A 13,115-nucleotide genomic window follows, 5' to 3' on the forward strand; every position below is an offset into this window, starting at 1 on the left:
GTATAATGCGTATTTTAGGAGTGTTTGTAAGTAGCTTATTGGTGGTGATTTTATTATCATTTGGCGAACAATATGGAAGTGGATTACTATCGACTACGGACTCCATTGCGACTTTATACCAACGCCCTATTAGCGAATGGCCAAAGCCAAATATTGATTCTGGTGTGGTATGGCAAGAGTTTAGTTCTCTACCCAAAGTAGACAGCGATTACTTCGAGGTTATGGAATCGCCTATTGTAGTTTTAGGCAAAAATCTCTTCTTCGATCCCATCTTATCAGGTTCCAATCAGATCTCCTGTAGCTCATGTCATCATCCACAAACGAGTTGGGCAGATAAGGTCAGTACACCGGTAGGCCACGATCATTTGTCGGGCACACGCAATACACCTTCCTTGCTTAATGTATATGCACGTAAAACTTTATTCTGGGATGGTCGAGAAACAGCTTTAGAAGCACAAGCGCTGTCGCCGATCGAAGCACACCACGAGATGAATATGAATCTCACACAGCTCATCCCAAAATTAAAAGCAATTCAAGGATACAATGCTTTATTTTTAGCGGCTTTTGATGATCCCGATTATTCCATGCCTGAAGTATTGAAAGCCTTGAGCGCTTTTCAGCGAACGCTGAAAAGCCGCAGAAGTAAGTTTGATGAATTTTTGGATGGAAACTACAAAGCTTTATCTGCACAGCAAATCGAGGGCATGCACTTGTTCCGCACCAAAGCACGTTGTATGAATTGCCACAATGGACAATTTTTAACGGATGAAGACTTCCATAATATCGGGCTCACCTACTACAAGCGCAAATTTGAAGACCTTGGACGCTATCATGTAACCGGCAAAGCAGAAGACGTCGGCAAATTTCGCACGCCTTCGCTTCGCGACGTGATGAATACAGGCCCGTGGATGCATAATGGTATGTTTTTTAATATCACCGGGCTGATCAACATCTACAATAGCGGCATGCAGATGAATTCGGCTACGCCAGCCCAAAAAGCAGCAGATCCACTTTATCCAGTTACCGATCCTTTGATGCAAAAGCTAAACCTTACCAAGACGGAAATCGCGGCTATAGAATCCTTCATGCATGCAATAACTGCCACATCCTACCATATGCGTCGCCCCGAAAAATTACCGCGGTAGTGAATTGTCTACTCAATTCACTATAATACTGTGACACGGCATTTCTATTAGAAAATGTATTTTTGTGTATAACACTTTATTAACTAACGTATATGCACAACTACTTTTCTATGCGAAAGCTCTTGGTGGCAGCCTGTCTTTGGGTTCCTACGCTTCTTTCTGCGCAAGAAGCCTTGTGGCTTCGTTATCCTAGCATTTCGCCAGACGGCACATCTATCGTATTTGGTTATAAAGGCAACTTGTACAAAGTCGCTGCTACCGGCGGAGATGCCACACCTCTTACCGTTGGCGAATCTCATAGCATGATGCCCATCTGGAGTCGTGATGGTCAATCCATTGCTTTTGCTAATAATCGCCACGGTAATTTTGATGTTTTTGTGATGCCGGCCAATGGCGGGCAAGCCACCCGCTTGACCTATAATAGCGCGGATGATTATCCGTATGATTTTACAGCAGACAATAACTCGGTATACTTCGGCAGTGCGCGCCAAGCGCCAGCAGCCAGTGTGCGCTTTCCGAGCATCCGTTTGTTTCAAAACCTGTATCAAGTTCCTACGAATGGCGGACGCGCCAAGTTAGTCTCTGCTGCTGGTATGGATCACGCCAAACTTAGTCCAAATGGCAAGCAATTGGTATTTCAAGATCGTAAAGGATATGAAGATGCTTGGCGCAAGCACCATACCTCTTCGGTAACGCGTGATATCTGGATCTACGATTTAGAGAAAAAGAATTATTTAGCGCTAACCAATGAAGAGATTGAGCATCGTGAGCCCGTATTCGCACAAGATGGCCAATCGGTGTTTTACCTTTCGGAAAAAGATGGTACGCTGAACGTATACAAAAAAGGTTTACAAGGCAGCAATACACAGCTGACGCGCTTCACCAAAAATCCAGTACGTCACTTGAGTATTTCCAAAAATAACACCTTGGCATTTACGCAAGATGGTGCTATCTATACGCTGAACGAAGGCGGCACGCCGAATAAAATCAGCGTTCGGATCAATACGGATTCTGGTTTGCCGGATGTCAAAAACTTGCCGTTGAGCGGCGATACCAGAGAATTTCAATTAAGCCCAGACGGCAAGCAGATTGCTTACATCACGCGCGGCGAATTGTTTGTGACCAGTGTAGAAGGTGATTTCACCAAACGGATCACCGAAACAGCTGGCCAAGAGCGCATGCTCGACTGGGCGCCTGACAGCAAAACATTGATCTACGCAGCAGAACGCGACAGTACCGGTTGGGGCATCTACAAGACGGAGATTGCGAAAGCGAATGAACCGTATTTCTTCAACGCCAGCTTATTGAAAGAATCTCCCGTACTGGTTAACAGCCACAATAACTTTGCACCTAAATATTCGCCAGATGGCAAATCCATTGCCTTCATCGAAGACCGCAACATCTTAAAAGTGATGCCTGCAGCTGGTGGCAAAGCGATCACATTGCTTCCCGAAGGACGCAATCATTCGTACGCCGATGGCGATTGGGGATTTGAGTGGAGTCCTGATAGCCGTTGGTTATTTGTGGATGATCAGCGTGGCTTCTTTCTGAGCGGCAACACCGCTTTGGTGAAAGCCGATGGCACTGGCGAATTACGTCATCCGATACTCAGTGGTTTTGGTGATGGCGGAGCCAAATGGTCTCAAGACGGCAAAATCATGACATGGGAAAGTAGCCGCTACGGTCGTAAATCATTGGCATTCCAAGGTAGCCGAGAAGTGGATGTATTCGCCGCTTTTTTCGATCAGGAAGCTTACGATCGCTTTCAGCTAAATAAGGATGAGTTTAAATTGTTGGAAGAAAGAGAAAAGCAGGATTCTACGAAGAAGAAAGTTCCAGCACCGGAATTCGTCCCGAACATCGAAAACTTGCGAGACAGAACGGTACGTCTTACGATCAATAGTTCCTCCATCAGCGATTACGTGATGAACAAAGATCTTAGTAAGCTATTCTACTTAGCTGCATTTGAGAAAGGTTATGATCTTTGGGTCACCGAACCGCGCACGCGCGAAACTAAAATCTTGGCCAAACTGGGTGGATCACCAAGTGGATTAGAGATTAGCAAAGATGGCAAAAGCTTGTTTATGACTAATCGTGGAAGCTTGGTGAAAGTGGATGCCGAAAGTGGAAAGGTTACTCCAATCAGTAGCAAGAGCGAGATCAGCCTCGATGCTGCGGCCGAGCGGGAATACATGTTTCACCACGCCTGGCTACAAGTAGAAAAGAAATTCTACGATCCAAAGCTGCATGGCATCGATTGGAAAGGTTATAAAAATACCTACGCTCGTTTCTTACCACATATCAACAACAATTACGATTTTCAAGAATTGTTGAGCGAGTTGTTGGGTGAGCTGAATGCATCACATACGGGTGGCCGCTACTCTCCGCGTCCGTCTAATCCGGATATTACGCCGAGCTTAGGTTTGTTGTACGATGAGCTGTACACAGGCGATGGATTACGCATTACAGAAGTGCTCGCGGGCGGTCCGCTGGATAAAGCGAACAGCAAAATCGACAAAGGCAGTACGATTACCGAGATTGATGGAAAACCGCTGAAAGCAAATGAAGATTGGGCAAAACAATTCAACCGCAAAGCGGGACAATATGTACACATTAGCGGAAAAACCGCTAACGGAGCTGATTTCTCGGAAAACATCAAGCCAATTTCGCAAGGCGAAGAAAATGGATTGATGTACAAACGTTGGATCAAATCTCGCCAAGCGTATGTAGACAAAATCAGTAACGGACAGATCGGTTACGTGCATATTGAAGGGATGAACGATGGCAGCTTCCGCGAATTGTACGAGCGCGCCATGGGCGAAAATGCCGATAAAAAAGCATTGGTGGTCGATACACGCTTCAATGGTGGTGGTTGGTTGCACGATGATCTCAATACGTTCTTAAGTGGCAAGCAGTACCTACAATTTGCTCCGCAAGGCAACATCGTAAAAGGTGGTGAACCGGCTTCTCGTTGGAACAAACCATCTATCGTAGTGATGAGCGAAGGGAATTATAGCGATGCGCACATTTTCCCGTACATCTACAAACAGAATGGATTAGGTAAATTGGTCGGCATGCCAGTACCGGGAACCGGAACGGCTGTTTGGTGGGAATCACAAATCGATCCGACCATCGTGTTCGGTATTCCCATGATCGGAACAATTGGCAAAGAAGGTCGCACAACAGAAAATATGCAAGTAGAACCGGATATCCGTGTTCCACTTCCTTATGAAGCTTTCTTAAACGGCGAAGATCCGCAGTTGAGAACCGCCGTGGAAGAGATGCTGAAAGAAGTGAAGTAGTTCACTCCCATTAGCTTTAAAACTACAAAAGCCTCGACGAAAGTCGGGGCTTTTGCTTTGGGACATATATTTGGTGAACAGTCAATTGACCAACGCAACGGCTTTTTGTGTAAAAAAATATATTTCAAAGAAATTTATTTTCATAAAATAAATATTTTATCTATATATTTAACAAACTAATCAAATAACTGATATGAGAACAACCGCTAGAATCAAAAATTTAGAAAATCTGTCTCTTTTATTTTCTGACTTAGATGATAACACAAAAACTGCCCTCAAAGGTGGTCAGGGTGCAACGATAGATATAGAGCAAGTAGAGATTTATGGACCCAACTCAAACGGTAACGGTTCGCCAGGTATGGTGGTACTACCTAAGCCTCCTGACTTTGGCAGCGGCGGAAGTCCAAGTGGCGGTGGTACTGGACCTGGTAGCCCACAAACAAATGAGAAAACATATGATGGAGGAACAATAGAAGAGGTTGTAGTAATCGGAATTACTAATAATAACGCCTATGATATTATGCAGTCCATTAGTAATGTTTTTACTGCGCTAGGTGCCGCCGCTACCCATGCAGAAGTTAATCGTGCGATTGCCGGAATAAAAAGCATTCCCGGTTTAAGTGCTGCAGGGGTAATTACAGGAGGTGCTGGGATTTATTTTAACATCGTTGAATATAGGGATAACCCAAACTGGCAGGATGGAGGACAAGTAATATTAGGGGGAGTTGCGCTTATTTTAACTGCTATCCCAGCGACTGCACCGGTAGGTATTGGAATGGGAGTTGCATTATCAGCATGGGAGCTGTACGAAGCCTATCAAAAAGCTCAAAATAATGAAGGAAACCAGGTACCAAGATAGTTTTTATGAAATTAATCTATAAAGTTTATTACGTGATATTCTCCAATTTTCACAATCAAAAAGTAGATTTTCCGTGGATTCTCGCGATGGTTTATATGGCTCTAGGGACTGCTTCTTTTATGACTGGATTTGCCGTAATAACCAATCTATATGATCCTTTCAGAGATTTATTTTCTTTTCCTGAATTACCACCAAGATTATCGAACCTAATATTCAGTATCTGCGTATTAGGTTCTTATTGGTTATTGCTATACTATATCCTATTCAAAAAACTGAAAATCTCCAAGAAAGATGGGAGTAGTCCATATTATGAATTTAATCCTACAAGAAAAGAAAGGCTTCTGATATGGATTTTTGTTTTTTCGTTAATTTTCTCTGCTCTCCCCTTAATAGTCATTGAAATGGTTTTTATCAAATATTAGATGCATTGAACACCATGTATCATTACTTGGCTTTATGCACAAATATCTTTAGTAAACAAGGGTATGTATAGATTAATCTATAAGCTCTATTATGTTATATTCTCCAATTTTTACAATCAAAAAATAGATTTTCCGTGGATTATTGCAGTCTTTTATATGGCTCTATGTACTGCTTCTTTTACACTTGGAATTGCCGTAATAACCAATCTTTATCATCCTGTAAGAAATTTATTCCCTTTTGATGATTTACCGAGAAAATCATCAAACATGATAATAAGCATTTGTATATTAACATCTTACTGGCTACTATTTCACTATATTCTATTTAGAAAAATGAAAATCTCCAAGAAAGATGGAAGTAGCCCCTATCATGAATTTACTCCCACAAGAAAAGAAAGGCTTTTGATATGGATTTTTATTTTTTTGTTAATTTTTTCTGCTATACTTTTCAAATTGATTGAAATGGTTTTTATTAAATATTAGATGCAAAATATTTACAAGATTTTTTATGTAGCATTCTCCAATTTTCACACAAGGAAAGAGTTACCGTGGTTCAATGCAACGCTTTTGCTAACATCCTGCTCTGCTTCTTTTACATTAGGGCTTCTTGCAGTAACCGGCTTGTTTCACAGTGTAAGATCGATATTCACTTTTCCAACAATGCCAGAAAAATTATCTACTCTATTTTTTGTCATTACACTTTGCGGTATGTATTGGTTTATATACTATTATATACTCTTTACCAAATTGAAAATTTCTAAGAGTGATGGGAGCTGTCCATATTATAAGTTTAACCCAACAAGAAGAGAGAAAATACTGACATGGGCTTTTCTTATTATACTGGGATGTTCTTCACTTATTTTAATAGGCATTGACATGATATTCATTCAATTTTTAAGTTTGAATACCATGTATCATTACTTGCCTTTATACATAAGCATCTTTAGTAAACAAGGGTATGTATAGATTAATCTATAAAGTTTATTATGTGATATTACCCAGTTTCCAAATATCATTAGCATAACACATCATGATAAAGTATGGTAAAATGCAGTGGTTATCTTTAGCATGTCTATTTCTTTTTCTATCACCACTATTCGCACAGCAGACTATTACGCTAAATGACGCTATACGCTTGTTGGAGGAAAACAATATTGAAATTCGACAGATGCAATACAAGACGTCGCTAGCTTACCAAGACATGAAGGATGCAAAAAACGCCTTACTACCAGTATTATCACTAGGAGCAAATCATAATTACAATTATGGTTTGACATTTGACCAAATCTCAGGACAGCTGATTACTGGCAATCGCTGGACAAACTCGGCAAATGCTAATTTAGGCACTCAAGTTGTATTGTTCCAAGGATTTGCTTTACGCGATCAAATACGCACAGCTGTCTTGACCCTGGAAGAGAATCACGCGCAAACACGTGTGTTAAACCGTACTCTAAAATTACAAATGCTGCAGTTCTTCTTTAATGCTACCATAAACCAAGCATTACATTCATCCAGTCTAAGTCAATTGAGATTTTCTCAAGAACAATTAGTGACACAAAAGGAACAGCTAGCCTTAGGGAGCAAAACGCTTGTAGATGTGTCTTTAGCAGAAAGCCAAGTAGCGATAGATGAATACAATGTCTTGACGAGTAAAAACAATAAGCAAGAAGCTTTGGTTAACCTCAAACAACTAATCAACATGCCATATACAGACAGTATTCAATTAATAGTACCACAAGAATTTGTCTCCCAAGATGATATGCTGAACACCGAAACAGCGCTTTCTTTGTCTATCGCTCAAACCCCTGAGATAGCGCAAGCCAATGCTCAACTGAAAAAGGCCATACTGGAAAAAGCAATGGCAAAAAACAGATACTTACCTTCACTATCATTTTCAGGAGGATATGGAACAAATTATTCATCTGAGAGACGGGACTTCACAACCGGAAGGTATATGTCGCTTTTGGATCAAATCGGGCAAAATGAATCACTAAATCTAGGCTTTTCTTTATCTGCACCTATTTTCGATGGCTTCAGAGTGAAAAGTGCAAAGAAGAGAGCACATTTACAATTTTTAATTCAGACCGAGGAATTACAAAAAGTAGAGGTTGAACAAGAAAAGATTTATAGGCTGGCGCTCCAAGAGATGCAAAGATCTCATCAAGAACATTTAGTGTCTCAAAAAAGATTCGAAAGCCTAGAAACAGCACTAAATGCTATGGCAGCTAGGTATGAACTCGGTGTAGCATCTGCTATAGATTATAATAAAGCCCTATTAGATCGAAATCTTGCTGAATTTAATGTCATTACTTCAAAATATAGTAAGATCTACGCACAATATGTACTTGCCATTCTATGTGACTACTATTGACTTCTTGTATATTCTAAACTAATTAAACCAGTTAGTTTGTTCTATATTTTAAGTTATCAAACAATCTTTCTATCAATCTTCTATCATTAGTAATGATTTCTGCGATCCCTTTTGCTTCGTATTTAAAGTTTAAAACCGATCCATAGTTTGTTTTCAGCTGTTCTGGAAAAGACACCGTAACGAGATAATTATTAATCTCACCTTGCGTAGTTCTGACGACATTCGTAGTTAACGATATCGCTTTGACAACACCTTTGATTGCGCCGTACTCATTATAAGGGTAATCGTCTAATTTCACGATGACTTCTTGACCTATTGCTATCTTTCCAGCTCCTTTATTCGGTAACATCACCTCTCCCACTAATTGATTATCCTTTGGAATAACCGTAAAAATCTCTTCGCCGGCTTGTATAAATTGATTATTGTTCCAAAACTTCAAAAACTGCACTTGTCCGTCAAATGGAGCCTTGAAAACATACTTTTGTTCCCATAATTTAATCTCATCCAACAATTTATTATAACTAGCTATGACATACGATCTAATCTCCTGTTCTTTCTCAGGATTTTGTACTTCAATCTCTTCAATTTTGCCTTTTGTCAGCATGGATTGCTGTCTTGCATTTATCAAATTATTCAGATTATTTTGGTAACTCTCTCTGCTATTATTATACGAGACCTTACTATTATCCAATTCAGATTCACTTATCACTTTTTTTAAAAACAATAGAGAATCTCTTGTATAAATCCTTTGTGCATGTTCCAAAGAATTGGAACCCATATCTAACCGATTTTGAGCGACACGAATTACCTCTTCCTGCTCTACTAGAGCTCGATTGAGGGCCGCATGTTGTTTATCAAGAAGCCTTCCTTCTCTATAATTTTTAAACTCTTCTAATGAATTTAAAAAAATAAAATACTTCTCGTTTAATTCCCCAATTGAAAAATTTTGCGGCATTACTTTTTTTAAGTTTAGAATATCCTCACCAAATGGGTTGTAACGCTTCAATAAACTATCAATGAAGTACACATTTTTGGGATTTGCAGCATTCCTCAGGTACGCAAGCATCTCCCCTTCTAATACTTTGTCGGAAGATTCAAACAAAGTAAGATTCAGGCGTCCATTAACTTCAGCCACTAACTTTATAGGGGAGACATTCGAATTAATTACAATTTCCCCAACAATGACGTCAGGATATCTTACAACCCAACCAAAAAATAAAAGCAACGTTAGGACGAACATTACTACCCCTGTGACATATAGTCCAAAAGTGGTCGGAATCCTTGTAATGATCTCTTGTACATGCTCGGTTCTCCCGTAAACATCATTTAATTTTTCTTCGGAATTATCCATTTACATCGGATTACTGTTTTCAGATGACTCTTTTAAATCGTACTGTGCTTGTACTAATGTCAAGTACCTGCCCTTCCTTGACATAAGACTTTCGTGATTCCCCGTTTCAACGATAGTGCCATCCTGCATTACTATTATTTGATCAGCCTTCATGATCGTACTTAACCGATGAGCAACTATAACTACTGTCTTTCCTTTAAATACTTCATCTAAAGCATCTACAATTTTTTGTTCATTCACCATATCTAAAGCGTTAGTTGCCTCGTCAAAAAACAAGTAATCAGGGTCTTTATATAATGCTCTAGCAATCAAGACGCGTTGCTTTTGTCCTCCACTTAATCCCCTTCCCTGCTCTCCCATCATTGTTTGATAGCCTAATGGAAGTCGCTCAATTTCTAGGGCAATATTGGCAGTATTCACCGCTTTTTTAAGTAGCTCGTAATCAACAAATTCATCATCTAATACAATATTATTCAGGATAGTGTCGTTGAAGATTTTTCCATCCTGCATAACTGCCCCACACTTTTCTCGCCATTGCTTTAAACTGATATTATTTACATTCATGTTTCCAATCATAACTTCCCCATACGATGGTTTATACAATCGAAGTAAAAGTTTTAACAATGTAGATTTACCACTACCACTATCTCCTACAATAGCAGTAACTTTTCCCTCAGGAATTATCATATTTACACCCTTTAAGACCAAATTTGAGTTTGAACTATATTTAAATGCGACATTAAGTACCAATAAGTCTTTCCTATCGGGTAAGCTCACATGATTACTACCAACTTCGTCGTGTTCATCGGACATTTGATGAATTTCATTTAAGCGAAGAAAACTAATCTGCGCAAACTGAAAAGATATAATAAACTGAATAAATTGCGTTACTGGTCCATTTAGCATTCCGATAATGAATTGGGTTGAAATCATTACTCCGAAAGTAATTTCTCCTGCGATAACAGCTTTAGCACAATAAAAAGTAATCAATAAGTTTTTTAACGAATCTATAAATTGTCCTCCCGAATTTTGGGAATTGGTAACATTTAGAACTCGCAAATTTACCTTATACAGTCTTGCTTGTATATCTTCCCATTTCCAACGTTTCTGCTTTTCGTAATTGTTGATCTTAATATCTTGTATACTGCTAATAGTTTCCAGCCAATAACTTTGATTTTTAGAAACAAGTTCAAAGTACTCCCAATCCAATTTCTTTCTTAGACCTAAAAAAGCAAGTACCCAGCATACATAGAGGATACTTCCCAAGAGGAAAATGAGAAATATAGTATCATTATAAATCAAAAGAATTACACCAAACACAATAAAGGTTATGGTAGAAAATATCATGTTTAGAGAATTATTCATAATAAAACTCCTGATTCGTTCATGATCATTTGCTCTCTGTATGATATCTCCTGCCATTTTGTTTTCGAAAAAGGTAATTGGTAACTGCATCAGCTTTATCAAGTAGTCTGAAATTAAAGCAATGTTTACTCTGGATGTAATATGTAGCAGAATCCAATCGCGCACAACATTCGAAAGTAAAACACTAAAAATAATCGCAATATTGGCAACTAAAACTATGTTGATGAAGTCTAGATCATTTGTCTGTATTCCGACATCGATAACGGCCTTAGAAATAAACGGAAGAAATGCTTGCAATACTGTTACTAGCAACATAACGACAAAAAGGTTGGCAAAACTTTTCTTATAAGGTTTAAAATACGATAAGAAGTTTTCTAAAGTCTTTTTGCGTTCTGTTTTCTCTGATACTTCTCTTTGGTAAAAGTCACCTTGCGGTTCCAAAGCTATTAATGCCCCCTTTCTTTCACTTTTGTTATACCATTTCTCCATGAAGTCTGAAACTTTATATTTCAAAAATCCTTTTGCAGGATCTGATATATAGACAATGCTATTTAATAGCTGTTTTTTTGGCAGAATTTTATATACGACAACAAAATGACTATTATCCCAGTGAATTATAGCTGGTAATGGAACTTTTAAAATTAAATCATCAATCAAACACTTGATAGATAATGTTCTCAAACCTATGCTTTCCGCTGCATGACTGAGATCTAAAAATGAAACTCCTTCTCTAGTACTGCCACACTTATCTCTCAAATACTGAAGAGAATAGAATTTTCCATAGAACTTAGCAATCATTTTTAGACACGCCGGACCGCAATCCATTATGTCCAATTGTCTGTCATTTGGGAATGATCGCATTTGTTTAAGTTAAATTTTTTTAATTATTAAATATAATTAAAAAGAAATATAGTAAATAAAAGTATAAAATATAATTTTAATATGAATTAAAATTACACATCAAAGCGATTAGTTATACTTTATAATTTACTCATGCAGTTATTTATATAAGTATACACTCTATTAGTTTCGCCATGAGATCAGCAATTAACGAATGTTTACGCTGATCTATAAATTAGCATTAATTAAGGAAATATTTTGCTTCTTAAAAACTAATAAAAACAATCTTTTCAAAAAAATGAAGATAATTGATAACTGCTAATAAAATTAACAAGCAAAAGCCTCGACTTTCGTCGAGGCTTTTGCTTTCTTGGCGATTTTTATAAGCCAGATCTTCTCCAATGGATTATAACACCTCGACCACCACGCCATCTTCCACAGGATGCGAGGTACAGATCAAGCAGCGGCCATTGTCCACTTCGCGATCGGTCAATACTTCATTGTAAGTCATGCGCACCGAGCCAGCATGCACTTGCGAAATGCACGTACTGCACATACCCGATTTGCAGGAATAGGGCAGCTTGATCTTTTGTTCAAGTCCTACATCCAAGATGGTTTTATTGTATGGAATTGCGAGATCATAACTTTGACCTTGAAATTTCAAGACCACTTGATAGGTATTGGTATCTGCTTCTTCCTCTTCGTGCTCATCATCATCCGCTTCTTCTTCTGGAAAGAAAAATGTTTCCTTATGGATATCTTCATCCGGAAAACCCATTCCCAACAGGGTAAATCGACAAAGATCCATGTAAAATACAGGTCCACACAAGTAAATAGCTGTTTTCTTTAATGGATCGTCGAACTGCTGTACCAGACGAATAATATATTCCCGATTCAAACGAGCCGTCAATAAGTTTTTAGAATTGGAGAAGATCCATTCTATGTGCAGACGATCAGGATACTTGGCTTGCCATTCGCGGAGCTCATTCCAAAAGAGCGTTCTCTCCGATGAACCATTGCTGTATACTAAGACCACTTTCGTATCTGGCTCAGCGACCAAAGCTGTTTTAAGAATCGAAAATAACGGCGTGACGCCCACTCCTGCCGCAAATAAGAAAAGCGTTTTGGGCACATCTGCTTGCGGCTTGTAAGCCAACAAACCTTGCGCGGCCATTACCTCGATCGTATCTCCTACTGAAGTGCGGTGATGCAATAATCTAGAAATTTCGCCATTATCCACGCGCTTCACCGTAATTGCCATCGGCTCATCGACCACTGGCGAACTACTAAAAGAATACGAACGTCGCACTTGTCGGCCATTGAAATCAAATACCAGTGTCAGAAACTGTCCTGCCAAGTAAGGTGGAAAATCCTTATTAATATCTTCAAAAGTTATCGTGATATTATCATTGGGTTGACGGATGATCTGAGAGATTTGAAATTTATGCATGTATGACGAC

At 39.0% G+C, this 13,115-nt stretch carries 7 protein-coding genes; 4 read left to right on the plus strand and 3 right to left on the minus strand.

Going from position 1 to position 13,115, the window contains the following annotated elements; all coding sequences use genetic code 11:
• Positions 1-5 precede the first annotated feature (5 nt).
• The 4 genes from DC487_RS14035 (at position 6) to DC487_RS14065 (ending at position 8,099) form a co-directional block, all read left to right on the plus strand.
• Positions 6-1,145, plus strand: coding sequence for a cytochrome-c peroxidase (locus tag DC487_RS14035; protein WP_116776585.1), 1,140 nt, complete (start codon positions 6-8; stop codon positions 1,143-1,145).
• A 110-nt stretch (positions 1,146-1,255) separates the two neighbouring features.
• The gene (locus DC487_RS14040) at positions 1,256-4,447 is read left to right on the plus strand and encodes a S41 family peptidase (RefSeq protein ID WP_116776627.1); all 3,192 of its coding nucleotides are present in this window, start codon (positions 1,256-1,258) and stop codon (positions 4,445-4,447) included.
• A 193-nt stretch (positions 4,448-4,640) separates the two neighbouring features.
• Positions 4,641-5,306: a hypothetical protein gene (locus tag DC487_RS14045; protein ID WP_116776586.1), complete on the plus strand. Its 666-nt coding sequence runs from the start codon at positions 4,641-4,643 to the stop codon at positions 5,304-5,306.
• A 1,452-nt stretch (positions 5,307-6,758) separates the two neighbouring features.
• On the plus strand, positions 6,759-8,099 hold the full coding sequence (locus DC487_RS14065) for a TolC family protein (protein WP_116776590.1): 1,341 nt from the start codon (positions 6,759-6,761) through the stop codon (positions 8,097-8,099).
• A 31-nt stretch (positions 8,100-8,130) separates the two neighbouring features.
• Here the strand turns inward: DC487_RS14065 and DC487_RS14070 are convergent, their stop codons facing one another.
• The 3 genes from DC487_RS14070 to DC487_RS14080 form a co-directional block, all read right to left on the minus strand.
• Positions 8,131-9,450, minus strand: coding sequence for an HlyD family secretion protein (locus DC487_RS14070; RefSeq protein ID WP_116776591.1), 1,320 nt, complete (start codon positions 9,448-9,450; stop codon positions 8,131-8,133).
• On the minus strand, positions 9,451-11,676 hold the full coding sequence (locus DC487_RS14075; protein WP_116776592.1) for a peptidase domain-containing ABC transporter: 2,226 nt from the start codon (positions 11,674-11,676) through the stop codon (positions 9,451-9,453).
• A 385-nt stretch (positions 11,677-12,061) separates the two neighbouring features.
• Complete coding sequence (locus DC487_RS14080) at positions 12,062-13,105, minus strand: ferredoxin--NADP reductase (RefSeq protein ID WP_116776593.1); 1,044 nt, start codon at positions 13,103-13,105, stop codon at positions 12,062-12,064.
• Between the last annotated feature and the right edge of the window lie 10 nt (positions 13,106-13,115).

Origin of the sequence: Sphingobacterium corticibacter, assembly GCF_003076635.1 — a bacterium.
Taxonomy (GTDB): domain Bacteria; phylum Bacteroidota; class Bacteroidia; order Sphingobacteriales; family Sphingobacteriaceae; genus Sphingobacterium; species Sphingobacterium corticibacter.

Excerpts from the sequence above, each read along its gene's own strand:
- DC487_RS14065 (WP_116776590.1), top strand. The coding sequence starts at position 6,759 with ATGATAAAGTATGGTAAAATGCAGTGGTTATCTTTAGCATGTCTATTT.
- DC487_RS14080 (WP_116776593.1), bottom strand. The coding sequence starts at position 13,105 with ATGCATAAATTTCAAATCTCTCAGATCATCCGTCAACCCAATGATAAT.
- DC487_RS14040 (WP_116776627.1), top strand. The coding sequence starts at position 1,256 with ATGCGAAAGCTCTTGGTGGCAGCCTGTCTTTGGGTTCCTACGCTTCTT.
- DC487_RS14075 (WP_116776592.1), bottom strand. The coding sequence starts at position 11,676 with ATGCGATCATTCCCAAATGACAGACAATTGGACATAATGGATTGCGGT.
- DC487_RS14035 (WP_116776585.1), top strand. The coding sequence starts at position 6 with ATGCGTATTTTAGGAGTGTTTGTAAGTAGCTTATTGGTGGTGATTTTA.
- DC487_RS14070 (WP_116776591.1), bottom strand. The coding sequence starts at position 9,450 with ATGGATAATTCCGAAGAAAAATTAAATGATGTTTACGGGAGAACCGAG.
- DC487_RS14045 (WP_116776586.1), top strand. The coding sequence starts at position 4,641 with ATGAGAACAACCGCTAGAATCAAAAATTTAGAAAATCTGTCTCTTTTA.